A 25,477-nucleotide genomic window follows, 5' to 3' on the forward strand; every position below is an offset into this window, starting at 1 on the left:
CGCACCTAAATTCGGTCTGGACGAACATCATATGGTGTGACGACGTGGCACGATTTGACGGCGTCTTGATATGCTTGGACGCAGGTTTTGTAACGGCCGACTAGCGCGTCGTAGATAAGAATAATTTGTTTGTAGAGTACCAAATTGCCTTCAGATGCAGAACGAACTTTTTCAGCTTGTAGGCGCAGCCCCTCTAGCGATGAATTGAATTTGCGTTCGACTTGATCGGCACGAAATCCCTCGACTACGGTCCTGCAACGTTCGCGATCTCCTCGTGCAGTCAAGCTTCCATTGAGGGAAGAAGAGAGCTTCAAGAGGACTCCCACGTCGGGATATTCGACCTCGTAGCGGAAGACTGAGCGGCTCTCCTGCTCGCATGTCACAAGTCTCGCGGAATCATCAAAGCCGCATAGCGCCTTCGAACTCTGACCGACAGCCAGATTCGGAAAAAACAATAAAAACGTCGCGCAGACCAAAAGGCGCGTCATGGCGTTCCCCAAGATCCACAATAGGGGACTCGCCCAATGCGGGCAATAGGGTTGTTCGTCTACCCTCGAAGCGGCGGCAGAGCTACTCCGCCGCCTCGCTCGCCGCGCGCCTCCGCTTCGGCTTCCGCGACTTCTCCAGCACCGGCGCCAAAAACTTACCCGTGTAGCTCCTTGGCGCCTTCGCGATATCCTCCGGCGGGCCCCAGGCCACGATTTCGCCGCCACCGTCGCCGCCTTCTGGCCCTAAGTCGATGACCCAGTCGGCGGTCTTGATGACTTCGAGGTTGTGCTCGATGACCACGACCGTGTTGCCCTGCGCGACCAGCTCGTGCAGCACCTCCAAGAGCTTCTTGACGTCGTGGAAATGAAGGCCGGTGGTCGGCTCGTCCAGGATGTAGAGCGTGCGGCCGGTGGCGCGCTTGGACAGTTCCTTGGCGAGCTTGACACGCTGGGCTTCGCCGCCTGACAGCGTCGTGGCCTGCTGGCCGACATGGATGTAGTCGAGGCCGACCCGGTGCAAGGTCTGGAACGTCTCGCGCACGCGCGGGACCGCCTTGAAGAACTCGGCGGCTTCCTCGACGGTCATGTCGAGCACGTCGGCGATGCTCTTGCCCTTGAACAGCACCTCCAGCGTCTCGCGGTTGTAGCGCTTGCCCTTGCAGACGTCGCAGGTGACGTAGACGTCGGGCAGGAAGTGCATCTCGATCTTGATGACGCCGTCGCCCTGGCAGGCTTCGCAGCGACCGCCCTTGACGTTGAAGGAGAAGCGGCCGGGCTCGTAGCCGCGCGCCTTGGACTCGGGCAGGCCGGCGAACCATTCGCGGATCGGCGTGAAGGCGCCGGTGTAGGTGGCGGGGTTCGAACGTGGCGTGCGGCCGATCGGCGACTGGTCGATGTCGATGATCTTGTCGATGTGCTCGAGGCCTTCGATGCGGTCGTGCGGCGCGGCGCCTTCGCTGGCATTGTTCAGCTTGCGGGCGATCGCCTTGTAGAGCGTGTCGATCAGCAGCGTCGACTTGCCGCCGCCGGACACGCCGGTGACGGCGGTGAACAGGCCGAGCGGAATCTCGGCGGTGACGTTCTTGAGATTGTTGCCGCGCGCGTTTACCACCTTGATGGTGCGGCGATGGTTCGGCGGCCGCCGCTCCGGCACCTCGACCTCGAGCTCGCCGGTCAGGTACTTGCCGGTCAGCGATTTCGGGTTGCGCATGATCTCGGCGGGCGTGCCTTCGGCGATGATGTTGCCGCCATGCATGCCGGCGCCGGGGCCGATGTCGAGCACGTGGTCGGCGAGCAGAATGGCGTCCTCGTCATGCTCGACCACGATCACGGTGTTGCCGAGGTCGCGCAGCCGCTTCAGCGTGTCGAGCAGCCGGGCATTGTCGCGCTGGTGCAGGCCGATCGAGGGCTCGTCCAGCACGTAGAGCACGCCTGTCAGCCCCGAGCCGATCTGCGAGGCCAGGCGGATGCGCTGGCTCTCGCCGCCGGACAGCGTGCCGGAGGAGCGGGACAGCGTGAGGTAGTTGAGGCCGACGTCGAGCAGGAAGGTGAGGCGCTCGCGGATCTCCTTCAGGATGCGTCCGGCAATCTCGTTCTGCTGCGTGTTCAGCGCCTCCGGCACGGTCTCGAACCATGCGCCGGCGCCCTTCACGGACATCTCCGAGATCTCGCCGATATGCTTGCCGCCGATCTTGACGCTGAGCGCCTCGGGCTTGAGCCGGAAACCGTGGCACGCCTCGCAGGGTACATCGTGGAAGTACTTTGCGAGCTCCTCGCGGGCCCACTCGCTTTCCGTTTCGCGATAGCGGCGGTTGATGTTGGTGATGACGCCTTCGAACGGCTTCTTGGTGTCGTAGGAGCGCACCCCGTCCTCGTAGGAGAACTTGATCTCGTCCTCGCCGGAGCCGTGGAGGATCGCGTCCTTCGTCTTCTTGGGCAGGTCCTTCCACTTGGTGGTCAGCGTGAACTTGTAGTGCTTGCCGAGCGCGGTCAGCGTCTGCACGTAATAGGGCGACGACGATTTTGCCCAGGGCGCGATCGCGCCCTTGCCGATGGCAGCCTCCTTGTCGGGGATGACGAGGTCCTCGTCGACATGCTGCTCGACTCCGAGGCCGCCGCAGGCAGGGCAAGCGCCATAGGGGTTGTTGAACGAGAACAGGCGCGGCTCGATCTCCGGAATGGTGAAACCGGACACGGGGCAGGCGAATTTTTCCGAGAACAGCATGCGCTCGGGACCGCTCTTGTCGTGGATCTTTGCGGTCTTCTTCTTTTCCTTCTCTTCCGCGGGCGCAGCCGCCGGTGCATCGGCATACTCGACGACGGCGAGGCCCTCGGCGAGCTTCAGCGCGGTCTCGAAGCTTTCGGCGAGGCGCTGGCCGATGTCGGCGCGCACCACGATGCGGTCGACCACGACGTCGATGTCGTGCGGGAATTTCTTGTCGAGAACAGGCGCTTCCGCGAGCTCATGGAAGGCGCCGTCGATCTTGACGCGCTGGAAGCCCTTCTTGAGCCATTCGGCGAGCTCCTTGCGGTACTCGCCCTTGCGGCCGCGCACGACGGGTGCGAGCAGATAAAGGCGCGTGCCTTCGGGCAGCGCCAGCACTCGGTCGACCATCTGCGAGACAGTCTGGCTCTCGATCGGCAGGCCCGTGGCGGGCGAATAGGGCACGCCGACGCGCGCCCACAAGAGCCGCATGTAGTCGTAGATCTCGGTGACGGTGCCGACGGTCGAGCGCGGGTTCTTCGACGTCGTCTTCTGCTCGATCGAGATCGCCGGCGACAGGCCGTCGATCTGGTCGACGTCGGGCTTCTGCATCATCTCGAGGAACTGGCGCGCATAGGCCGACAGCGATTCGACGTAGCGGCGCTGGCCCTCGGCATAGATGGTGTCGAAGGCGAGCGAGGATTTGCCGGAGCCGGAGAGACCGGTGAACACCACCAGCTTGTCGCGGGGAATCTCGACGTCGATGTTCTTGAGGTTGTGCTCGCGCGCGCCACGGATCGTAATTGCGTGCCGGCTGGAGCCCGCGTTCTGCTGTTGGCGCTTCGCCTTGATCACTTCATCCATCCGAGTTGCCCCTAGGGAATCCCACGGGTGCGCGACCGCGCCAGTAATGAAGGCGCGCTTCGCCCGGAACCGGGATCGGCGCCGATGGGGTTGTCAGCGAACGTAGGAAGAACGGAGACGGATTTCCAGTGGCAGTTGCGAATCGTCAACGGATTGTTGGCGCGCTGGCGGCATCTGGCAGCAGAGGGCTTTGCGGAACGGCGCGGCAAGCGTACCCGCCAAACAAAAAGGCCGGCACGAGGCCGGCCTTTCGGAACGCGTTGGCGTTGAAGCGTAGCTCAGTACTTGGCGACCACCGGGGCGCCGAAGTGATAGTTCACGCCGAGCTGCACGGTGTGGAGGTTGAGCGTACCGCTGTTGATGGCGCCGAAGTAGGTCTCGCCACCGAGGCTGCGATACAGATACTCGCCCTTCACCGACCACTGCGGAGCGATGTAAGCTTCGACACCCGCACCGACGGTCCAGCCGGAGTGGAACTTGCTGTCGGAGATCGAAGCGCCGCCCAGGGTGGCAGTGATCTTGTTGTCGATCCAGGCGTAACCACCGGTGCCGTACAGCAGCACGTTGTTGACGGCCCAGCCGATGCGACCGCGCACGGTGCCCATCGCGTCGGTCTTGGAGCTCACCGAAGCGGGAATGCCACCGACACCGGGAACGAACACCACACCAGCGGCGGAAGCGCTGACGTCAGCCCAGGCAGCATCGGTCTCAAGACCGAACACCACGTTGCCGGTCTGCCAGTTGTAGCCGGCGGTGCCGCCGACGAAGCCACCCTGCATCTTGGGGCTGCCCGAGGTATCTTCCCAGGCGCCGCCACCAACGAGACCGAGATAGAACCCGGTCCAGTTGTAGACCGAAGCCATCGGGGCGATCGGAGCCTTGGTGTAGGGGCGGGCTGCGAGGTCGGCCGCCGAAGCGGGCGCAGCGAGAGCGAACAAACAGGCCGAAGCCAACAAAACCTTTTTCATCTTATCTAATCCCAGTCCCAGTTTCTGTTGTTGCCTTCCTTGGCCGGAAGGGCAGCGGACTCGATGGCCCAACTGAGGCAGTGCTTACACTACTGAAGCCGCAAGTTGTGTCTCCTGAAAGCCACAGTTGCGCGGAACGTGATGGTTACCGACCGGTTGCGACCGAGAGTCAAACGTCTCGCGGGCGGGTTCCAATTACGGAACAATCTCAGAGTGATATCACCGCGATCGGAGGGGCGACCATCGCGAAATTCGCACCAGCCGGGCTGATATCGACGGGCGCGCTCGCCCCTGTCGAACGCAGGCCGGTGGCGACATCATCCGTCCGTCGGCGTCACGGACGGTTGTGCCGCCAGTCCTCTATTCGGTGTATTTCCGAGAAGAACAAATCTGGAACACGACGAAGGTCGGTGCTATATGTGGGGATAACCTTGGGGGTGCCGGGCTGAGTGGCGCCTGCAAGCGTATAGGGTCGCCTCAACAGGCGCAGAGAACGCGAGCAGCGCGCTCGGCCCTATGAAATTCAGTGGCATTCGGAGTGGAGAGCGGCGATGGCTGGAAGCGTCAACAAGGTCATTCTGGTTGGAAATCTCGGCAAGGATCCTGAAATCCGCCGCACCCAGGACGGGCGGCCGATCGCGAATCTGAGCATCGCGACGTCGGAGACCTGGCGCGACAAGAACAGCGGCGAGCGCAAGGAAAAGACCGAGTGGCACCGCGTCGTGATCTTCTCTGAGCCGCTTTGCAAGATCGTCGAACAGTACCTCAAGAAGGGCGCCAAGGTTTACATCGAGGGCGCGCTCCAGACCCGCAAGTACACCGACCAGAGCGGCGTCGAGAAGTATTCGACCGAGATCGTGCTCCAGGGCTTCAACTCGACGCTGACGATGCTCGACGGCCGCAGCGGCGGCGGCGGAGGCGGTAATTTCGGCGACGAGCCGGGCGGCGATTTCGGCTCTTCCGGACCGGTCAGCAGCGCACCGCGCCGTCCCGTGGCCGCCGGCGGCGGTGGCCGCAACAGCGACATGGACGACGATATCCCGTTCTGAGCAAGGACGGGGCTTTAGGGAACGCTCGCGGGCTCAGCGGCGGCGCCTCCCATTTTATGTCAGCAAATCGTACTAATCGACAGGACGGGCTCGGGATTTCCGGGCCCGCTTCATGTGTGGGTTGAACTCGGATTCCGCCGGCGCAAATCCGCCCATGAAGCGCGCCTGCCGCGCGATCGACGAGGTCTCGAAGGCGACTTCGGAAGGCCTGTTCCGAGCTTGTCAAAAATGCTCCCTGCAGCGCCGTAAGCTATTGGAAAAATGAGCGGAAAAAGCGCTTCCCAAGACCCCCGCGAGGGTGGTTATCAGGGGCTCGATGCGCTATATGATTCCCAGACAAAACCTCACCGGATTCCCCCTTGGCTGACGACGACGACAAGCCCGGCGACCAGCCGGCGCAACCCTCGGATATTCGACCCGTCTCCATCTTCGAGGAGATGAAGAAGTCGTATCTCGACTACGCCATGAGCGTGATCGTGGCGCGGGCGCTGCCCGATGCCCGCGACGGCCTGAAGCCGGTGCACCGGCGCATCCTGTACTCGATGCACGAGCAGGGCCACACGCCCGACAAGAAGTACGTCAAATCCGCCCGCGTGGTCGGTGACGTCATCGGTAAGTATCATCCGCACGGCGACCAGTCGATCTACGACGCCATGGTCCGCATGGCGCAGGACTTCTCGATGCGGGTGCCGCTGATCGACGGTCAGGGCAATTTCGGCTCGGTCGACGGCGATCCCCCGGCCGCTTATCGTTACACTGAAGCGCGACTGACCAAGTCGGCGCTGGCCCTGCTGGCCGATATCGACAAGGACACCGTCGATTTCCAGCCGAACTACGACAACAACGAGACCGAGCCCACGGTCCTTCCGGCCAAGTTCCCGAACCTGCTGGTCAACGGCGCGGGCGGCATCGCGGTCGGCATGGCCACGAACATTCCGCCGCACAATCTCGGCGAAGTCATCGACGCCTGCGTGGCGTTGATCGACAATCCGGGGCTGACCATCGACGAACTCATCAACATCGTGCCGGGACCTGATTTCCCGACCGGCGGCGTCATTCTCGGCCGCGCGGGCATCCGCGCCGCCTATCACCTCGGCCGCGGCTCGATCGTGATGCGCGGCAAGGTCGCGATCGAGACCATCCGCAAGGAGCGCGAGGCGATCATCATCACCGAGATTCCCTACCAGGTGAACAAGGCGACGATGGTCGAGCGCATCGCCGAGCTGGTCAAGGAAAAGAAGATCGAGGGCATCGGCGACCTGCGCGATGAATCCGACCGCGACGGCTACCGCGTCGTGATCGAATTGAAGCGCGACGCCGTGCCGGATGTGGTGCTGAATCAGCTCTATCGTTTCACGCCGCTGCAGACGAGCTTCGGCGTCAACATGGTGGCGCTCGACAGCGGCCGTCCGCGGATCATGCATCTGCAGGACCTGCTGTCGATCTTCGTCGATTTCCGCGAACGGGTCGTCACCCGGCGCACCAAGTTCCTGCTCGCCAAGGCGCGCGACCGCGCCCATATCCTGGTCGGTCTCGCCATCGCGGTCGCCAATATCGACGAGATGATCCGGGTCATCCGGACCTCGCCCGATCCGACCACCGCCCGCGACACCCTGATGTCGCGCGACTGGCCGGCCCGGGACGTCGAGGACATGCTGACGCTGATCGACGATCCGCGCCATCGCATCAGCGAAAACGGCACGATCCGGCTGTCGATGGAGCAGGCGAGGGCCATTCTCGACCTGCGCCTGCAGCGCCTCACCGCTCTCGGCCGTGAGGAGATTGGCGATGAACTCTCCAAACTCGCCGTCGAGATCGCCGACTATCTCGACATCCTGCGCTCGCGCGAGCGCGTGCTTGATATCATCAAGACCGAGCTCGCCGAAGTGAAGGCCGAGTTCGCCACGCCGCGCCGCACCGTCATCATCGAGCAGGAAGGCGAGGTCGAGGACGAGGACCTGATCCAGCGCGAGGACATGGTCGTCACCGTCTCCCACGCCGGCTACGTCAAGCGCGTGCCGCTGTCGGCCTACCGGGCCCAGCGCCGCGGCGGCAAGGGCCGCGCCGGCATGCAGACCCGCGACGAGGATTTCGTCTCGCGCCTGTTCGTGGCCTCCACGCACACGCCGGTGCTGTTCTTCTCCTCGCGCGGCCAGGTCTACAAGGAGAAGGTCTGGCGCCTGCCGATGGCCGCGCCGAACGCTCGCGGCAAGGCGCTGATCAACATCCTGCCGCTGGAGCAGGGCGAGCGCATCACCACCATCATGCCGCTGCCGGAGGACGAATCCACCTGGGCCAACCTCGACGTGATGTTCGCGACCACCGGCGGCAATGTCCGCCGCAACAAGCTGTCCGACTTCGTCGACGTCCGCCGCTCCGGCATCATCGCGATGAAGCTCGACGAGAATGAAGCGATCGTGGACGTGCAGATCTGCACCGAGCACGACGACGTCCTGCTCACCGGCGCCGGCGGCCAGTGCATCCGCTTCCCCGTCACCGACGTTCGTGTGTTCACCGGGCGCACCTCGATGGGCGTGCGCGGCATCGCGCTTGCCGAGGGCGACAAGGTGATCTCGCTGGCGATCCTGCGCCACGTCGAGACGTCCTCGGACGAGCGCTCGGCCTATTTGAAGATGCGCCGCGCGGTCGCAGGCGAGGCTGTGGCCGACGAGGCTCCGACGGATGCCGAGGCCGAAGAGACGACCTCCGGCAGCTTCCAGCTTCCGCCGGAGCGCTACATCGAGATGTCGGCGGCCGAGCAGGTCGTGCTGACCGTCTCCGTCAACGGCTTCGGCAAGCGGACCTCGTCCTACGAGTACCGCACCACGGGCCGCGGCGGCAAAGGCATCGTCGCCATGAGCGTCAACAACCGCAACGGCAACCTCGTCGCGTCGTTCCCCGTCGAGGACGCCGATCAGATCATGCTGGTCACCGACAAGGGCCAATTGATCCGCTGCCCGGTCGAAGGCATCCGCATCGCCGGGAGATCGACCCAAGGTGTCATCGTGTTCAACACCGCCGAGGACGAGCATGTCGTCTCGGTCGAGCACATCACGGAAGAGGCGGAGAGCGGAAACGGAGCCAACGGGGAATAGCGACCGGGTCGCGTCAATGTTTGAATGATTTCGTGGCGTCGCGTTGCTCGTCCCTGTTGCTGCCGGGCTGGCCATTGGCTTCCGTACGAATGGTTCGTCTTGCGACGATGCCGAGGGTGGACCCCTGGATGATGATGCTGAACAGGACGACGGCATAGGTTGCAGCAAGGATCGTTGGCTTGTCGCTGCTTTCGGGTACGGAAAGAGCGAGCGCGACCGAAATGCCGCCACGTACACCAGCCCAGGTGAGGAAGGGCACGTTGTGCACCGACATCAGATTGGCCCGGGCAAAAACGAGCGGTGGCGTGGCGACGGCAAGCAGACGGGCAACGAGGGCAATCGGAATCGTCGCGATCGCCACCACAACCGCCGACGGCTCGAAACGGAGCACCAGCACCTCGAGCCCGATCAGGAGAAACAGGACCGAATTGAGGATCTCGTCGATCAGGGTCCAGAGCGCAAACACGTAAGTGCGCGTTTGATCGCTCATCGCGAAGCGGGAGCCACGATCTCCTATCAGCAGTCCAGCTGCGACGACCGAAAGGGGGCCGCTGACGTGAAGTCGCTGGGCCAGCGCATAGGTGCCTGTGACCAGCGCGAGCGATATCAAAACTTCGATCGGGTAGTCGTCGATGAACCGCATTCCCTGATATGCGATATATCCGGTCACCAGCCCAAGCAGCAGACCGCCGCCGGCCTCGAGCAGCAGAAGCTCCACAATCGCAGATCCGCTGGTGTCCCCGCCGTCTCCGGCCGCAAATCTCAAGAGGATGACGAACAGAACAATTCCCACGCCGTCGTTGAACAGGGACTCGCCCTGCATTTCGACCTCGAGGCTTGGCGGCACCCTGACGTTCTTGAGGACACTGAGCACGGCGACGGGGTCGGTCGGGCTGATCAAGGCACCGAACACCAGGGCCCATGCGAGTGCGATGGGATGTCCGAGCAATCGGGCTGCCGTCCATAAGCCTACTCCTATCGCGGCGGTCGAGATCAGCGTGCCGAAAACGGCAAGGATCGAGACCGGCAGCCAGCGGCTGCGCAGCTTGCCGAGGTCGACGTGAAGCGCCCCGGCAAACAACAGAAAGCCCAGCATGCCGTTCATGACGACCGAACTGAAGTCAATCTGCAGAAGCACCGCCGTCAGGGGTTCGAACAGATGCCGCTGCGGAAATGCAAGGTCGATCACCACCATGATGACCGACGTCACGACGCTCATGACGAGCAGTCCGATCGTGTGTGGCAAGGGGATGAATTTGTGGTTGAGCCAGCCGAATATCGCTGACAGTGTGAGAAGGATCGCTGCGAGTTCAAGGAGAGAAAACAAGTCAGGGCTCCATCTCTTCGGCGCAGGCGGCCATTCCGGGAGTGAGAGGATTCCGATGCCGGCGACTATCGTTCCGCTAAGCGGCGGGGCGACTGCGGCCCTTTCGAAATGACGCCTTTGGCCTTTCCGGGCCGGACTCCTGATCTGACGTGAACGTCGGTGCGATCAGCACGTTACGCGAAGACTTGCTCGTTGCGCCAGCGAACATCCCGCTTTTTATGGATAGTTATCGGGCCGCCTGAAACATGATTGTTGCGACAAATCCCGCGGTTCAGTTCGTTCCGCGAGTAGTGGCCATTCAGCCCTCAGGAGAACGCGTGTAGGACCATGCCGTCGGCGTGTGACCATGTGACGCCATCGAATAAACCTGTTCCATGTACGGGAACGGCAGTGGGGCGGGATCGTTGGCTCTCCATCATCAGATGAGGAAGCCAAGTATGAGACAATTCAACGTGTTGCTCTTGGCGGGACTGCTTGGCGCAGCCCCACTGCTCGGGGTGCAATCGGTATCGGCTGCGCCGCTCTGGGTTGACCCCGCGCTGGGACAGTTGCAGAGCGGATCGAACGTTGAGACGGTCCAATATCGGAGTCACGGCTGGCGGCATCATGACGGAGGCCGGAGGTACGGCGACCACCACCGCAACTACGGTTCTCGCCATCACCGCAACGGCGCTGCCGCACTCGGCGGTCTGGCTGCTGGTGCGATCATCGGTGGGGTGATCGCCAACAGCCAGGCGCGCGCGAACAGTGAGAGCTACTGCGCCCAACGATTCCGGTCCTATGATCCTTCTTCAGGGACATATCTCGGCAACGATGGCCGGCGCCACAGTTGTCCGTGACGCTTATCGACAGTGCGATCGACGGAGCCGCGAGATGATTGCGGCTCCGGATCGCCTTACGAGTTCTTGCAGCAATTTCCGTCGCTTTGGACTGGCAGATCGACTCGCGGCGCCATCTTGATGACCAGTTGTCGGCGCTCGCGATCTTCTCTCGTCGCGGAGCGAGGCGATCAAGGATGACCATCAGGAGATTTGGTCGGTGACCGCGCGCCTACGCAAGCTGCTCGACAACCTGGCAGAATCGTTTTGGCTGCTTCCGGCTGGAATCGTGCTGGCGGGAGCACTGATCGCACTCGCACTGGTTCAAACTGATCGCAGCGGGTTGCTTCCGCGCTGGCTTCTCGAAGACTGGCTTTATGATGGCGGAGCCACAGGTGCGCGGACGCTGCTTGGCGCCGTGGCGTCTTCCACCATCGGCGTTGCCGGGACGGTCTTTTCGATCACGATTGCGTCTCTGTCGCTGGCCGCAGGTCAGATGGGGCCGCGTCTGCTTCGAAATTTTACCAGGGATCGCGGCAATCAGTTCACCCTCGGTGCTTTTCTCGGTACGTTCTCGTACGCATTGATCGTCCTTCGCAGCGTGCGCACTCAGGATGAGGGGGCGTTCGTCCCGCATCTCTCGCTCACCATTGCGATCGTTCTGGCATTTGTATGCGTCGCCACGCTGGTCTATTTCGTCGGGCACATGGCCGGTCGGATCAATGTCGACACAGTCATCGAACTCGTAAGCGACGAAGTTCAATCAACCATTGTCAGATTGACGACGGACAAGCCCCAAGCGGCTCCCCCTCCCGACGATTTCTGGAGAAATGGCACCTCCGTCGATGATGCCAGGCAGGGCTATCTGCTGCACATCGACGATCAAGGGCTCGCGGACTGGGCGTCCGAACACAAGACTTCGATCAGGATGCTGGTAAGACCGGGGCAGTACGTCTTCCCGGGGGCGCCAATCGCGGTGATCGTACCTGCGGTCGAGGAGGCTGCCGCCGCGATCCGGAGCGCCACGGCTCTCGGCCAGCAACGCGTGAGTTCGGCCGATCTCGAATTCGCCGTCCGTCAGCTGGTCGAGGTGGCGGTACGTGCCTTGTCGCCGGGGATCAACGATCCCCACACCGCCATGAGCGTACTCGACCGCCTCGGGGCAGCCTTGTGTCAGATCGTCCCGCTGTATCTGCCGACCGGGGTCGTGATGCGGGACGGTCACCCGGCGTTGGTTGTTCCGAGCACTCGGTACGAAGGCCTGCTCAACGTCATGTTCCACATGATACGGCAGAGCGCGTCTGCCAATGCAGCTGTTCTGATCCGCATGCTCGACGTGCTCACCGCAGTGGTCAGTGCGGAGCGCGATGATGCGCGTATGTTGTTCCTCAAGGTGCATGCCGATCTGGTGGCGGGAGATGCCCGCCGGAATGTCTCGACACCGGCCGACCTCCAGGATATCGAGCGCCGCCATGCGGCCTTTCTGACAACACTCCGACACGGTCCGCTCGGCGCATTGCACCCGCTTGACGACGCCCGAACAATTTGAGGCGGGCTGGCGGTTCGCCGGTGCGGCCTAAATCTCCAGCTCCGTGCCGAACTCCACCACCTGCTTGGTCGGCACGCCGAAGAATGCGGCGGAGCGTTCGGCGTTGCGTTGCAGGAAGGCGAATACGCTTTCGCGCCAGACCCACATGCCCGGGACATCCTCGCGCGGGATGATGGTCTCGCGGCCGACATAATAGGTGATGTCGGAGAGGTCGATGCCGGGCAGCTTGCCCTGGCGGCAGACGAGATTCAGTCCCTCATAGATCGTCGGGTTCTGCATGAAGCCGTAATGCAGGACCACGCGGGTGATGCCGGGGATGATCTCGATCACCTCGGCGCGGTCCTCCTCGGGGATGTGCGGCAACTCCTCGATCAGCACGGTGACCAGCAGTACGCGTTCGTGCAGCACGCGGTTGTGCTTGACGAATTGCGTCAGGGCCAGCGGCACGCCCTTCGGCGCCGCCGCCAGGAACGCGGCCGTGCCGGGCAGCCGTGCGGTGCACTTGTTGACAGCGGTCTCGATCAAATCCTCTTCCGGCTGGCGCAGCTTCGCGCGCGCCGTCTCGACCAGCTTCACGCCGGCGCGCCAGGTCAGCATCAGGAAGGCGACGATCGCCGCGAGCAGCAGCGGAAACCAGCCGCCCTCGAACAGCTTGATCGAGTTGGCCGAGAAGAAGATCAAATCGATAACGAAGAAGAAGCCGTTGACCGCAACGACGAGCCAGGGCGAAAAACCCCACTGGATCGCGAGCAACGCGGCCAGCAGCGTGGTGATCGCCATCAGCAGCGACACCGCGATGCCGTAGGCGCCGGCCAGCGCATCCGAGGTGCCGAAGCTGAGGACCGCGCCAAGCGTTGCGGCAGCGAGCAACCAGTTCACCAGCGGCACGTAGATCTGGCCGATGGCGTCGCTCTGGGTGTGGCGGATCTGCATGCGCGGCAGGAAGCCGAGCTGGATCGACTGCTGTGTCAGCGAAAACACGCCGGAGATGATCGCCTGCGAGGCTATCACGGTCGCCACCGCCGAGAACGCGACCAGCGGATAGTGCAGGGCGTCGGGGCAGAGTTGGAAGAACGGGTTCTCGATCATGGTGGGATCGGTGATGAGCAGCGCGGCCTGCCCGAAATAGTTTAGCACCAGCGCCGGCAGGCAGATCGCGAACCAGGCCAGCCGGATCGGGAAGCGGCCGAAATGCCCCATGTCGGCGTACATGGCCTCGCCGCCGGTCACCGCTAGGAAGGCCGCGCCGAGGATGGCGAAGGAGACGTGGAAATCCTGGTGAATCAGGAAGTCGAAGGCATAGAGCGGGCTGAGCGCCGCCAGCACCGCCGGCGCCTTGACGATGCCGTGGATGCCGAGCGCCGCGAGCACGACGAATCAGGCCAGCATCACCGGCCCGAAGATACGGCCGATGAAGCCGGTGCCCTGTTTCTGAATCATGAACAGACCGATCAGGATGACGACGGTCACGGGCACCACGGCGGGCGCAAGCGAGGGGGCGTCGACCTTGAGACCCTCGATGGCTGAGAGCACAGAGATCGCCGGCGTGATCGCACCGTCGCCATAGAGCAGGGCGGCGCCGACGAGCCCAACGACGAGCAGATGGGCACGCCAGGTCCCGGGCTGGGCGTGGCGGGCATGCAGCAGCGCCAGCAGGGCGACGATGCCGCCTTCGCCGCGGTTGTCCGCGCGAAGGATCAGCAGCGCATACTTCAGCGAGATGATCAGCAGCAGGGCCCAGAAGATCAGAGATGCAATCCCCAGAACTGCGCCGGGGGTCAAAGTGGCACCGTGGGCCGCCGCCTTGGCGGCTTCCTTCAGGGCATAGAGCGGGCTGGTACCGATATCGCCATAGACTACCCCGAGGGCGCCCATGGTCATGGCAAGCGGTAGCGGATCAGGATGGTGGCCGGACGCGACACCGGGCGTACTGGACAATGGCTACCCCCCGATGAGATTGCGCCCGACGGGCCATTCCGCCGGGCGCGATCATCATGCAGTCTGCGACGGGACGTCGCAAAACGCCATCGGGATTATGTGACGGGGAGCTGACAGGGCCGACTACGGAGTCCGATTCGCGGTCACGAGGCGCGCCTCGCGGACATCAGCCTTGGTGCCGGCCTTGCGCAGGCACGAAGCCTCGAAATTCGGCCAGGCCTGCTGCGAGCAATCCTTGCCGATGGTGCGGATATCGAGCCGGTCGCTCTTGGCCAGCGGCTGCGGCACGCTGGCTTCCACTTTCGGGGCAAAGCCGGGCAGAAGTGTGAGGGCAGCGGCGACACACGCAGACAGAGCGATCGCTGAGAGAGCCTTGATCATTTGACAGTCCCCTGTGATGCGGCCGCCTACGCCCAGTGTGCGGCCCGTCATTCGTTGGCCGGATTAGTAACCATGGCCAGTTTCCGGACGTCTTCGCCCGGCACGGGAAATGGTTTCGTGTCCGTGCCCCTTTGTTTCGTGGTCGCCTCAGGGACGAAACAAACCGGCCATTGCCGGCGCGGTCGGCGGGATATTTCGGTGGGTTTGGCCGGGGAACCCGCCCGGCTTGCCGGGCCGGGCCGGGCGCGGTAGGAGGGAGCCATGCCGCGCATTGCCTTCTATCCCGGTTCCTTCGACCCCATCACCAACGGCCATCTGGACGTGGTCCGGCACAGCGTTTCGCTGTGCGACCGGCTCGTGGTCGCGATCGGGGTCCATCCCGGCAAGAAGCCGCTGTTCTCGACCGAGGAGCGGCTGCAGATGCTCGATGACGTCTGCGGGCCGTTGGCGGCCCAGGCCGGCTGCGTGCTCGAAGCGGTGACCTTCGACGATCTGGCGGTCACCGCGGCGCGCAAGCACGGTGCCACCATCATGATCCGGGGTCTGCGTGACGGCACCGACCTCGACTACGAAATGCAACTCGCCGGCATGAACGGGACCATGGCGCCCGAGGTGCATACGGTCTTCCTGCCGGCCTCTCCCATGGTTCGCCCGATCACCGCCACTTTGGTGCGCCAGATCGCCGGCATGGGCGGGGACGTCTCGGCCTTCGTCCCGCCGCAGGTTGCGGCACAGCTCAAGGCAAAATTCGCCGTATAACGGCGCGCTTCCTCTTCTCTCTGATCCGGAGTTGTCATGATCCGAATTCTCGCAGTTCTTGCCGCGCTTCTGTTCGCGGTGCCGGCCGTGGCGCAGCAATTGCCGGCCAATCTCGACAAGGCCAACGCCATCGTCATCGACACCACCAAGGGTCGCATCGTCATCAAGCTGCGGACCGACATCGCGCCCCATCACGCCGAGCGCATCAAGCAGCTGGCGCGCGAGGGCTTCTACAACAACGTGCCGTTCCATCGCGTCATGGACGGCTTCATGGCGCAGACCGGCGACGGCCAGAACTTCAACGGCACCGGCGGATCGAAATATCCGAACCTGAAGCAGGAATTCTCCAAGGTGCATTTCGCGCGCGGCATCGTCGGGATGGCCCGGCGCGGCGACAGCGTCGATACCGCCAACTCGCAATTCTTCATCATGTTCGCCGACGGCGGCAGCCTCGATAACCAGTACACCGTGATCGGCGAGGTCGTGCAGGGCATGGACGTCGTCGACAAGCTGAAGAAGGCTCCTCCCGGCTCCGCCGGCGGCGCCGTGACCGATCCCGACAAGATGGTGAAGGTGCAGGTCGCCTCCGACATCAAATAGGAGATCGCGATGGCGCGCTGCGGCGACAAGCTCGTGCTGGTTGCCGCATTGCTGCTGTTCGGCCTGTCCGGTGCGGCCGCCGAAGATGGGCAGGTCAACACCATCCAGGACATCTTCCGGCATCTGCGGACCTGCTGGAAACCGCCGCCGGCCGCCAAGGCCCGCCCACTCGACATCACCGTCGTCGTGAGCTTTAACCGGTCCGGCGACATTCTGGGCCATCCGAGGATCTCCTATGAATCCGCGGAGGCCTCCGACAATGACCGGCTGCAATACCGGATCGCGGTGATGGAGGCGTTGCAACGCTGCACGCCGATGCCATTTACCGATGCAATGGCCGGCGCCGCTGCGGGACGTCCATTCGCGATCCAGTTCCGCAGCCGCAAAACGTCACCTGACAAGACTTCACCTCCAACGCAAGAGAGACGAGCATGAGCGCCACCGAAAACACCCTGATCCTCGAGACCACGCAGGGCCCGGTCACCATCGAGATGCGGCCCGACCTCGCGCCCGGGCATGTCGCGCGCATCAAGGAACTGGTCCGTGAGGGGTTTTACGACGGCATCGTGTTCCACCGCGTGATCGACGGCTTCATGGCGCAGACAGGCTGCCCGCAGGGCACCGGCACCGGCGGCTCCGGCCAGAAGCTGAAGGCCGAGTTCAACAAGGAGCCGCATGTGCGCGGCACCACGTCGATGGCGCGCGCCGCGAGCCCTGATTCCGGCGACAGCCAGTTCTTCATCTGCTTCGACGACGCCCGCTTCCTCGACAACCAGTACACGGTGTGGGGCAAGGTCACCGAGGGCATGGAAAACGTCGACAAGATCAAGCGCGGCGAGCCGGTGCAGAACCCCGACAAGATCGTCAAGGCGCGGATGGCGGCGGACACGGAGTAATCGCTCGATCCTCATCCTGAGGAGCGCGGAACGCGCGTCTCGAAGATGAAGGCCCCGCTGCTGCAGCTCGGCTTTCATGGTTCGAGACGGCGCTACGCGCCTCCTCACCATGAGGGTCCGACTGCACGGCACTCGCCCGACATGCGCACCGACCTGTTCGATTTCGACCTGCCCGCCGAGCGCATCGCGTTGCGCCCCGCGCACCCGCGCGACTCCGCGAAGATGCTGGTCGTGGAGAACGGCGCGCTGCGCGACCAGACCATCGCCGACCTCGCACAATGGCTGCAGCCGGGCGACCAGCTCGTCGTCAACGACACCAAGGTGATCGCGGCGCAATTGAAAGGCCGCCGCATCGGCCGCGAGACCGAGCCGAAGATCGAGGCGACGCTGATCAAGCGGCTCGACGGCTCGCGCTGGCAGGCGCTGGTGAAGCCGGCGAAGAAGCTCACGGCCGGCGACCGCATCCGTTTCGGCAATGAAGGCAAGGTCTGCCTGCTCGGGCATCTCGATGCCGAGGTCGAAGCCAAGGGCTTAGAGGGCGAAGTGACGCTGTCGTTCTCGTTCCACGGCCCGGCGCTGGACCAGGCCATCGCCGATCTCGGCAGCCCGCCGCTGCCGCCCTACATCGCCTCCAAGCGCACGCCCGACGAGCAGGACCTCGCCGATTACCAGACCATGTTCGCGGCGAACGAAGGCGCGGTCGCCGCGCCGACCGCGGGCCTGCACTTCACCCCGGCGCTGGAGCAGGCGCTGCGCGACCGTGGCGTCGGCGTCAACCGCGTGACGCTGCATGTCGGGGCAGGGACGTTCCTGCCGGTCAAGGTCGACGATACCGAAGGCCACAAGATGCATGCCGAGTGGGGCACGATCTCGGCGGAGACGGCGGAGCGGCTCAACAGCGCACGGAAGGACGGCGGCCGCATCGTCGCCGTCGGCACCACGTCATTGCGCCTGCTCGAGAGTGCAGCGCGCGAGGACGGCACGATTCAGCCGTTCGCGGCCGAGACCTCGATCTTCATCACGCCCGGCTATCGCTTCCGCGCGGTCGATATTTTGATGACGAATTTCCATTTGCCGAAGTCGACGCTGTTCATGCTGGTGTCGGCATTCTCGGGGCTGGAGGCGATGAAGCGGGCCTATGCGCATGCGATCGCGAGCGGGTATCGGTTTTATTCGTACGGGGATGCGTGTTTGCTGTTTCGGGCGGTGCCGTAGGGTGGGTTAGCCGTAAGGCGTAACCCACCGCTGTCTCTCTCCGTCGAAGCGAAAGTGGTGGGTTACGCTTCGCTAACCCACCCTACGATTCCCGTTACGCCATCACCCGCTGCGGCAGCAGCTCCGCGATCTGCACCGCGTTCAGCGCCGCGCCCTTGAGCAATTGATCCGCCGCAACGAACATCGAGATCGAATGCCCTGAGGGATCGCTCAGATCCTTGCGGATACGGCCGACCAGGACGTCGTCCTGGCCCGAGGCGTCGATCGGCATCGGGAAGTAGTTCTTGGCGCGATCGTCGACCACCTTCACGCCGGGCGCCTGCGCCATGATGGCGCGGACCTGGTCCTCGCTGATCGGCTTCTCGCATTCGAAGGTGATGGCCTCGCAATGGGCGCGCAGCACCGGCACGCGCACGCAGGTGACGCCGATGGCGATCTTCTCGTCCTCGAAGATCTTGCGGGTCTCCTTGATGACCTTGGTCTCTTCGTCGTTGTAGCCGGTATCAGGATCGACGGCGGTGTTGTGATTGAAGAGATTGAACGCGTAGGGGTGCGGCATCACCTTCGGCGTATAGACCTGCCCGTTGAGATTGGCGCGCGTGGATTCGACCAGCTCCTCCATCGCGGCGGCGCCGGCGCCGGACGCGGCCTGGTAGGTCGAGATGATGACGCGCTTGATACGGTTCCTCTGGTGGATCGGCCACAGCGGCACCAGCGCGGTGATGGCGGCGCAGTTCGGATTGGCGATGATGCCCTTGTGGTCGCGAATCCGGTTGGCGTTGATCTCGGGTATCACCAGCGGCACGTTCGGGTCCATGCGGAAGGCGGAGGAGTTGTCGACCACGACCGCGCCCGACTTGACCGCGATCGGCGCATACTTGCGGGAGATGCTGCCGCCGGCGGAGAACAGGGCGATGTCGACGCCTTCGAACGAGCGCTCATTGAGCTCCTCGATCACGACCGGCTGGCCGCGGAACGACCCCGTCTTGCCGGCCGAGCGGGCGCTGGCCAGCGCCTTCAGCTTGCCGACGCGAAAGCCGCGCTTGTCCATGGTGGCGATGAATTCGGCGCCCACCGCACCGGTGACGCCGACAATCGCGACGACGGGATCGTTACTCACTTTGTCCTCCATGCGTTTGAAATCTAGACAACAAAAAAGCCCCGGACCATCATGGGCGGGGCTTCGGTAGAGTGGATTGCGTTCTAGTCGACGACTACGCGCGCACGCCTCCCCGGGCCCCTGAGGCCGTGGTGGTTTTGGTCGTGCATTTGGTGGTCGTGAACATGGCGGCGACTTATGCGGGAGAGTCTTGCGCCCGTCAATGCCCTTTCACCCCGGTCGATGCCGGGGCCGGCCTCCCGCTATTTGGCGCCCGGGGGCTCGAGGGTGACCTCCTTGAGATCGTCGCCGCTGACGACGACGATCGAAAAATTGAGCCGGCCGCGTTCGCGCACCAACCCGCCGCTGATCGCCTTGCCCGAGGCGGCGCGTTCGGCGACGCGCACGGCCTCAGCCAGGCGGTGCCTGATCGCACCGAGCGCTGCGAGGTTGTCACGATCCTCGTGGTCGAGCTCGGCGAGGGGGAAGGCGGCTTCGCCGCCGACCAGCTCGCCGGTCGTCGCATTGATGGTGTGGCGCCAGATCCGGTCGTTTTGCAGGGTCTTCACCCGATACACCGGCACCCCGTCCGCCCCGTCGAAACTCACATCCGCCGTGGTGGCGCCGGCGTGCCGGGCTTCGGCAATCGACATCGCCTGGCTGATCGAGATCGACGAACTGCGGAAGCGCTCGATCTCGCGGCTGATGGCCCGGCGGTCGGCATCGGCATCACCATCTGTGTCGCGGTGAAGGGCGGTCGGCGTGCCCGTGGAGACGATTGCCCGGGCCGGTGCGGCGATGAGGAGCGCGGACAGGGCGGTCGCAAGCAGTCGCGAGATATGTCGTTTGGCTGTCGTCATGCTCGAAACCCTCGGCCAGCGAGTGTGCCGGATGATCGTAAAGAATTCGCGGCCGGCCTTGGGCGTCGGCCGGCCGCGGAACGTCGTGGGCGGGCTGTACCCGGCACGGCGATCTAGCGGTACGGGCCACCTTTGGGGCTGGTGAAAAAAGCGGTCCGTATCGCTTATAACTAAACCATACCGTATCGTTTTATTTTGGTCAACGGCGCGGGCAGGTTCCGTTGCGGAAAGCGGGCAATCTCACGGAATTGTCAGCGCGCGGGGCGTCGCCGCGACGAGCCTTTGGTGGTGCCCTGGACGCGGTCGGCAGGTCCCAGCGCACCGGCGAGGAACAGCTTGATGGCCGTGCGCATGCGCTTTTCGGCGGGCTTCATCTCGAGCGCCGTTCCGAACGTCGCCAGGCGGTGGGTGTGACCGACGACCACGTCGAGAAAAACCTCGGCTGCGATGGTGGTGTCCTCGATGTCGAGCGCGCCCTGCGCCACCAGACGGTCAAAGAAGCGCGCGGTGGCGTCGACAGCCTTGAGCCACCCTTCCTCCTTGCCGAGCTTGGCGACGTCGGGGAAGTTGATCGCCTGCGACGTCATCATGCGGCTGAACGCGACGGCATCGGGTCCGCAGGTGAATGTCAGCATCTCGCGCCCGATCTCCACCAGGCGCTGCTCGACCGAGATGTCGGAGGCGCTGGAGAGCTGCGTCTCGGCGGCGGCCGACAGCGGCGCAAGCCAGCGCGCAATCTCGCGCCTCAGCACGGCGGCAAACAGGCCGCGTTTGTCGCCATATCGGGAATAGACGGTGGGCTTGCTGACCCGGGCCGCTTCCGCGACCGCGTCGAGCGAGGTGGCGTCGAAGCCGCGGTCCAGGAACAGGCGGGTGGCGACCTCGATCAGCCGCTGGTCGCGCTCGATGGCGGCGGTTTTCGTCGGCCGGCCGCCACGGGATTTCGGCACCTCGCGCCGCGGCACAGCCGGTTTTGTCCTGGTCGCAGTCAATCCCATGCCCACTGATTCCTGCGCGTTTCTGACATTAGTTTCTATATCGCGCAGGAGCCGGGGCGTCATGGCGAAACTGGCCGAATTGGCCGTATCGTCAACGGTTTCGGCAGGGCCTCGTTCCGTCTCACGGCACCGTCGAGCTCCAGGCCTGACCGGCAGCGGCCTTGTCATATCCGTATTGGTAGAGCGCCCGCATATAGCCGGTGTCGAATCCTTCCGAGGGCGGCGCCGGGTACTCGCGCGCGATGTAGGAGAGGTGGAAGCCGAGACGGTTGCGCTTGGCGAAATCGTAAGTCGAGAAGATGATCGAGCGCGCCTGCGACTGGGTGATCGCCGACAGGCTGCGCGAGGCGACGTCGATGGTGCCGTTGGAGACCAGCTCGAAGTTGCGCTCGATCTTCTTGTTGACGAGGATGTAGATGTCCATCTTTGCACTACCCGGTAATCGGCTGCCCTGGAACAGCAGGGCTTCCGGCAGCGTCAGCACTGGCGCGGTCACGCCGCCGTCGACATGCATCTCCTGAAACTTGCGGCCCTCGCCCTCGGCGTCGATCATGATAGGCGGAAACACCAGGGGAATGCTGGCGGAGGCCGCCATCACGTCGCGAAACAGCTTCAGCGCCTCGGGCGTGCCGACCGCGGCGATCTTGCCCATGTCCCAGATCGCGGTGCGCTGGGTGTCGAGATCGGTCGTCACCACCAGCAGCTTCCGGCCCTTGGCATTCTCGCGCGCGACTTGCGCCATGACCTCCGGCCCGACATAGCGCGCCACCAGTTCGCGCAGCCGTGTGTTGCCGAACAGGCCGGATCCGAACAGCACGCGCATGATGCTGGGATCGTTCAACAGGCTCTCGGCGATGCCGCTGGTATAGACCTCCTTCAGCGTGTCGTCGTATTGCGAGCCGAGATACGCAAACGGCGCGATCAGGCCGCCGGTGCTCACGCCCGAGACGACGGAGAAGGCGGGGCGGGTTCGGGCCGCGGTCCAGCCGTTGAGAACGCCGACGCCGTAGGCGCCATCGGCGCCGCCGCCGGACAGCGCCAGATAGGACCTCGTCGCGGTGCCGGTGTTCTTCTCGAAGCTGAATTTGGTGACGGGGTCGTCGGCGTAGCGCCTGAGGCCGTCGATATCGAGCACGCGCGATGTGCTGGCTTCTGCGGCCGTGTAGGGCGTACGCGGCAGGGAGGTGCAGGCGCCGAGCACCAGGCTGCACGTCAGAACCAGGAATGCTGTCAGGCGTGCGCCTGCCTGCCTTTTCCGGCCAGGCGAGGGACCGGACATGTCAGTCGAACCTGAAGGGAAGGGCATTGTCGGTGGCTGGCGATCACGCATCTACCGCCGCCGGCAAAGTTGCCGCGGCATCTCGTCCAGCCCCACCGGTAAAACTACACGGTATCGTTTTGTTTAGCAAGGGCGGCGGCGCGAAACGTTTGGGTCAATTCTGTCCCAGCCTGAGGCACAGGGCGCCGGGGCGGGTTGATTGGCTTCCTCCGACACGCAATAAGCACGGCCATGAATCCGAACCATGATCTTCCCAATCACTTTGAATTGCTCGGCACTGATGGTGCCGCGCGGACCGGGCGCCTGATCACGCCTCACGGCGTGGTGCGCACCCCCGCCTTCATGCCGGTCGGCACCGCCGGTGCCATGAAGGGCATGCACTGGCGCGAGGTGCGCGATGCCGGCGCCGACATCGTGCTCGGCAACACCTATCATTTGATGCTGCGTCCGAGTGCCGAGCGCATCGCAGCGCTCGGGGGCCTGCAGAAATTCACCGGCTGGAACGGGCCGATGCTGACGGATTCCGGCGGCTTCCAGGTGATGTCGCTGTCGGACCTGCGGAAGGTCACCGAGAACGCCGTCACCTTCCGCTCCCATATCGACGGCGCCAAGGTCGAGCTGTCGCCGGAGCGCTCGATCGAGGTGCAGCGCTTGCTCGGCTCCGACATCGCCATGCAGATGGACGAGTGCGTGCGGTTGCCGGCAGAGCGCGCCGACATCGAGCGCGCGATGCAATTGTCGCTGCGCTGGGCCGAGCGCAGCAAGCGCGCCTTCGAGAGCGCGCCCGACGGCTACATGCTGTTCGGCATCGTGCAGGGCGGCGACATTCCCCAGCTTCGCCATGAGAGCGCGCAAGGCCTCGTCGCGATCGGCTTCCATGGCTATGCGATCGGCGGCCTTGCTGTCGGCGAGCCGCAGGCGGTGATGCTGGCGATGATCGACGAGACCGCACCATTGCTGCCGAAACAGCGCCCGCGCTACCTGATGGGCGTCGGCACGCCCGACGACATCCTCGAAGCCGTCAAGCGCGGCATCGACATGTTCGATTGCGTGATGCCGACGCGCAATGGCCGGCACGGCGTCGCCTTCACGCGCTTCGGCCAGGTGAATTTGCGCAACGCGCGCCACGCCGACGATTCCCGTCCGCTCGATGAGGAGAGCTCGTGGCCGTCGGCACGCAACTGCGCGCGCGCCTATCTGCATCATCTCGTCAAGGCGGGCGAGACGCTCGGAGCGATGCTGCTGTCGGAGATCAATATCGCTTATTACCAGTTCCTGATGCAGGGCATCAGGGACGCGATTGCGCAGGGAAGGTTCGACGAGTTCTATCAGCGTACGCGCGCGGACTGGGCGAGGGGCGATATCGCCCCGCGCTAGATCAATGGTCCAGGCTCAATTGCACACCATCCGTTGCTTCACGGCGTGCTTGGTGACGAAGCCATAGCCGCAATTGTCGCAGGTCCAGAGATAGCTGATCACGTGGTCCGAGACGTAGGCGGATGCTTCGGCGGCGACCATGGAGTCGGCGCAGACGGGACAGGTCGGCAACTCGCTGCAACGCGGATCGCGCCTTAGCGCTACGGTCGACATCACTTCAGCGACTGCTGACATCGTGGTGACCTCCCTGCTTCAAGACCTAAGTCTAACATAAGCAGAATCAGTTGACGAGGTCGCAACACAAATGCGTTGGTTTTCGGCTAATTAAAGCTCACGCGATTTTGCGATGCAGCGTATTTAACATGTGCGGCATTGCCGCTTGCGTGTCGCCATAAGCTGTCTCTAACTGCGCAAGAGCCGCGACAGAATTGAAAATAGTCGTCACAGGGAGTTCATCATGGACGCATCGTCCAGCACGGGTGCAGCGCACCAACCCGGCCGCGGCCGGATCTATGACTCGATCGTCGATGCCTTCGGCAATACGCCGACCGTGCGGTTGCGTCGCCTACCCGGCATGCACGGCGTGAACGCGACCATTTTGGCAAAACTTGAATATTTCAATCCGGCCGCAAGCGTGAAGGACCGCATCGGAGCGGCCATGATCATCGCCATGGAGAAGGCGGGTATCGTCAAGCCCGACACCGTGTTGATCGAGCCGACCTCCGGCAATACCGGCATCGCGCTCGCTTTCGTCGCGGCGTCACGCGGCTACCGGCTTAAGCTGGTGATGCCGGAATCGATGTCGATCGAGCGGCGCAAGATGCTGGCTTTTCTCGGTGCCGAACTGGTGCTGACGCCGGCGGCGCAGGGCATGAAGGGCGCGATCGCGGCCGCTGAGGAACTGGTGAAGACGACGCCGAACGCGGTGATGCCGCAGCAGTTCAAGAACCTCGCCAATCCGGAGGTGCACCGCCGCACGACCGCGGAGGAGATATGGAACGACACCGGCGGCAACATCGATTTCTTCGTCGCCGGCGTCGGCACCGGCGGCACGATCACCGGCGTCGGCCAGGTGCTGAAGCCGCGCAAGGCCTCGCTGCGCGTGGTTGCGGTCGAGCCGGAGGAAAGTCCTGTGCTGTCGGGCGGACAGCATACGCCGCACAAGATCCAGGGCATCGGCGCCGGCTTCGTCCCTGACATCCTCGACCGCGCCGTGATCGACGAGATCGTGAAGATCAACTCGACGACGGCGATCGAGACCTCGCGCGCGCTGGCGCGACACGAGGGCATTCCGGGCGGCATCTCCTCGGGCGCCGCGATCGCCGCCGCGCTCGAGATCGGCAAGCGGCCGGAAGCGGCGGGAAAGACCATCCTGGCGATCGTGCCGTCCTTCTCCGAGCGGTATCTTTCGACAGCACTGTTTGAGGGAATCTAGCACATGGCGGATCAACCACCGAGGCGGCCGCGCACGCTTGGCGATGCCAGGACGGAGGCCGAGGCGGCGTTCAAGAAGGTGACGGCCAGGGTCGCGGTCGCGCCGCCGAAGCCGAACGTGACGCCGGGGGTCAGGGAGCAGGTGACGCTGCGCATCGACCAGGACGTGCTGGAGTTCTTTCAGGAGGGCGGCCCCGGTTGGCAGGACCGCATCAACGAGGCGCTACGCAAGGCCGCCGGGAAGTAAGCGTTCGGCTCTCACGGCGTAGCCTGACCAACG

At 64.0% G+C, this 25,477-nt stretch carries 22 protein-coding genes and 1 pseudogene; 12 read left to right on the forward strand and 11 right to left on the reverse strand.

The features are described from left to right. Positions 1-5: 5 nt before the first annotated feature. The 3 genes from IVB24_RS20950 to IVB24_RS20960 all read right to left on the reverse strand — a co-directional run bounded on the left by IVB24_RS20950 (position 6) and on the right by IVB24_RS20960 (position 4,523). Positions 6-488 carry a hypothetical protein gene (locus IVB24_RS20950; RefSeq protein ID WP_247768438.1) on the reverse strand — a complete coding sequence of 161 codons (483 nt, stop codon included), beginning with the start codon at positions 486-488 and terminating at the stop codon, positions 6-8. Between the two features lie 82 nt (positions 489-570). Further along, entirely contained in the window at positions 571-3,555 is a 2,985-nt protein-coding gene (uvrA, locus tag IVB24_RS20955) for an excinuclease ABC subunit UvrA (RefSeq protein ID WP_247768440.1), read from the reverse strand. A 278-nt stretch (positions 3,556-3,833) separates the two neighbouring features. Continuing rightward, on the reverse strand, positions 3,834-4,523 hold the full coding sequence (locus IVB24_RS20960; protein WP_247768442.1) for an outer membrane protein: 690 nt from the start codon (positions 4,521-4,523) through the stop codon (positions 3,834-3,836). A 551-nt stretch (positions 4,524-5,074) separates the two neighbouring features. On the opposite strand from IVB24_RS20960, the gene IVB24_RS20965 reads away from it, so the two are divergent. Beyond that, positions 5,075-5,572 (forward strand): single-stranded DNA-binding protein, encoded by a 498-nt coding sequence (locus IVB24_RS20965; RefSeq protein ID WP_166469279.1) that lies wholly within the window; start codon positions 5,075-5,077, stop codon positions 5,570-5,572. 359 nt (positions 5,573-5,931) lie between these two features. Continuing rightward, positions 5,932-8,667 carry a DNA gyrase subunit A gene (gene gyrA / locus IVB24_RS20970; RefSeq protein ID WP_247768444.1) on the forward strand — a complete coding sequence of 912 codons (2,736 nt, stop codon included), beginning with the start codon at positions 5,932-5,934 and terminating at the stop codon, positions 8,665-8,667. Between the two features lie 13 nt (positions 8,668-8,680). Here the strand turns inward: gyrA and IVB24_RS20975 are convergent, their stop codons facing one another. Next, on the reverse strand, positions 8,681-9,994 hold the full coding sequence (locus tag IVB24_RS20975; RefSeq protein ID WP_247768445.1) for a sodium:proton antiporter: 1,314 nt from the start codon (positions 9,992-9,994) through the stop codon (positions 8,681-8,683). 437 nt (positions 9,995-10,431) lie between these two features. On the opposite strand from IVB24_RS20975, the gene IVB24_RS20980 reads away from it, so the two are divergent. Together IVB24_RS20980 and IVB24_RS20985 are read left to right on the forward strand one after the other, a co-directional pair. Next, complete coding sequence (locus IVB24_RS20980; RefSeq protein WP_247768447.1) at positions 10,432-10,833, forward strand: BA14K family protein; 402 nt, start codon at positions 10,432-10,434, stop codon at positions 10,831-10,833. Positions 10,834-11,032: 199 nt separating this feature from the next. Beyond that, positions 11,033-12,361, forward strand: a complete 1,329-nt coding sequence (locus IVB24_RS20985) for a DUF2254 domain-containing protein (protein ID WP_247768448.1) — start codon at positions 11,033-11,035, stop codon at positions 12,359-12,361. Between the two features lie 27 nt (positions 12,362-12,388). On the opposite strand, the pseudogene IVB24_RS20990 reads toward IVB24_RS20985, so the two are convergent. Both IVB24_RS20990 and IVB24_RS20995 read right to left on the reverse strand, forming a co-directional pair. After that, a pseudogene (locus IVB24_RS20990) lies at positions 12,389-14,242 on the reverse strand (KUP/HAK/KT family potassium transporter). Positions 14,243-14,422: 180 nt separating this feature from the next. Then, positions 14,423-14,680, reverse strand: a complete 258-nt coding sequence (locus IVB24_RS20995; RefSeq protein ID WP_247768450.1) for a hypothetical protein — start codon at positions 14,678-14,680, stop codon at positions 14,423-14,425. A 261-nt stretch (positions 14,681-14,941) separates the two neighbouring features. Between IVB24_RS20995 and coaD the strand changes: the two genes are divergently transcribed. From coaD to queA, 5 genes are all read left to right on the forward strand, one after another. After that, on the forward strand, positions 14,942-15,439 hold the full coding sequence (gene coaD, locus IVB24_RS21000; protein ID WP_247768452.1) for a pantetheine-phosphate adenylyltransferase: 498 nt from the start codon (positions 14,942-14,944) through the stop codon (positions 15,437-15,439). 36 nt (positions 15,440-15,475) lie between these two features. Then, the gene (locus tag IVB24_RS21005; protein WP_094890396.1) at positions 15,476-16,039 is read left to right on the forward strand and encodes a peptidylprolyl isomerase; all 564 of its coding nucleotides are present in this window, start codon (positions 15,476-15,478) and stop codon (positions 16,037-16,039) included. Between the two features lie 9 nt (positions 16,040-16,048). Further along, positions 16,049-16,474, forward strand: coding sequence for a hypothetical protein (locus IVB24_RS21010; RefSeq protein ID WP_247768453.1), 426 nt, complete (start codon positions 16,049-16,051; stop codon positions 16,472-16,474). Then, entirely contained in the window at positions 16,471-16,935 is a 465-nt protein-coding gene (locus tag IVB24_RS21015; RefSeq protein WP_247768454.1) for a peptidylprolyl isomerase, read from the forward strand. The genes IVB24_RS21010 and IVB24_RS21015 overlap by 4 nt, the downstream gene beginning before the upstream one ends. A 141-nt stretch (positions 16,936-17,076) precedes the next feature. After that, positions 17,077-18,150, forward strand: a complete 1,074-nt coding sequence (gene queA / locus IVB24_RS21020; RefSeq protein WP_247774142.1) for a tRNA preQ1(34) S-adenosylmethionine ribosyltransferase-isomerase QueA — start codon at positions 17,077-17,079, stop codon at positions 18,148-18,150. A 94-nt stretch (positions 18,151-18,244) separates the two neighbouring features. On the opposite strand, the gene IVB24_RS21025 is transcribed toward queA, so the two are convergent. The 4 genes from IVB24_RS21025 to IVB24_RS21040 all read right to left on the reverse strand — a co-directional run bounded on the left by IVB24_RS21025 (position 18,245) and on the right by IVB24_RS21040 (position 22,386). Further along, complete coding sequence (locus tag IVB24_RS21025; RefSeq protein ID WP_247768456.1) at positions 18,245-19,282, reverse strand: aspartate-semialdehyde dehydrogenase; 1,038 nt, start codon at positions 19,280-19,282, stop codon at positions 18,245-18,247. Between the two features lie 230 nt (positions 19,283-19,512). Further along, positions 19,513-20,109, reverse strand: coding sequence for a PepSY domain-containing protein (locus tag IVB24_RS21030; protein ID WP_247768458.1), 597 nt, complete (start codon positions 20,107-20,109; stop codon positions 19,513-19,515). 251 nt (positions 20,110-20,360) lie between these two features. Next, a complete protein-coding gene (locus IVB24_RS21035; protein WP_162308559.1) occupies positions 20,361-21,107 on the reverse strand; it encodes a TetR/AcrR family transcriptional regulator in 747 nt (248 codons plus the stop codon). A gap of 121 nt (positions 21,108-21,228) precedes the next feature. Further along, complete coding sequence (locus IVB24_RS21040) at positions 21,229-22,386, reverse strand: patatin-like phospholipase family protein (protein ID WP_247768460.1); 1,158 nt, start codon at positions 22,384-22,386, stop codon at positions 21,229-21,231. Between the two features lie 231 nt (positions 22,387-22,617). Between IVB24_RS21040 and tgt the strand changes: the two genes are divergently transcribed. Then, positions 22,618-23,763, forward strand: a complete 1,146-nt coding sequence (gene tgt / locus IVB24_RS21045; protein ID WP_247768462.1) for a tRNA guanosine(34) transglycosylase Tgt — start codon at positions 22,618-22,620, stop codon at positions 23,761-23,763. Between the two features lie 15 nt (positions 23,764-23,778). Here tgt and IVB24_RS21050 read toward each other — a convergent pair whose 3' ends face one another. Further along, entirely contained in the window at positions 23,779-23,997 is a 219-nt protein-coding gene (locus IVB24_RS21050; protein WP_106950539.1) for a hypothetical protein, read from the reverse strand. A gap of 223 nt (positions 23,998-24,220) precedes the next feature. Between IVB24_RS21050 and cysK the strand changes: the two genes are divergently transcribed. Then, entirely contained in the window at positions 24,221-25,198 is a 978-nt protein-coding gene (cysK, locus tag IVB24_RS21055) for a cysteine synthase A (protein WP_247768464.1), read from the forward strand. 3 nt (positions 25,199-25,201) lie between these two features. Continuing rightward, on the forward strand, positions 25,202-25,444 hold the full coding sequence (locus tag IVB24_RS21060; protein WP_140479800.1) for a BrnA antitoxin family protein: 243 nt from the start codon (positions 25,202-25,204) through the stop codon (positions 25,442-25,444). Positions 25,445-25,477: the final 33 nt, after the last annotated feature.

Source organism: Bradyrhizobium sp. 192, assembly GCF_023100965.1.
Taxonomy (GTDB): Bacteria; Pseudomonadota; Alphaproteobacteria; order Rhizobiales; family Xanthobacteraceae; genus Bradyrhizobium; species Bradyrhizobium symbiodeficiens.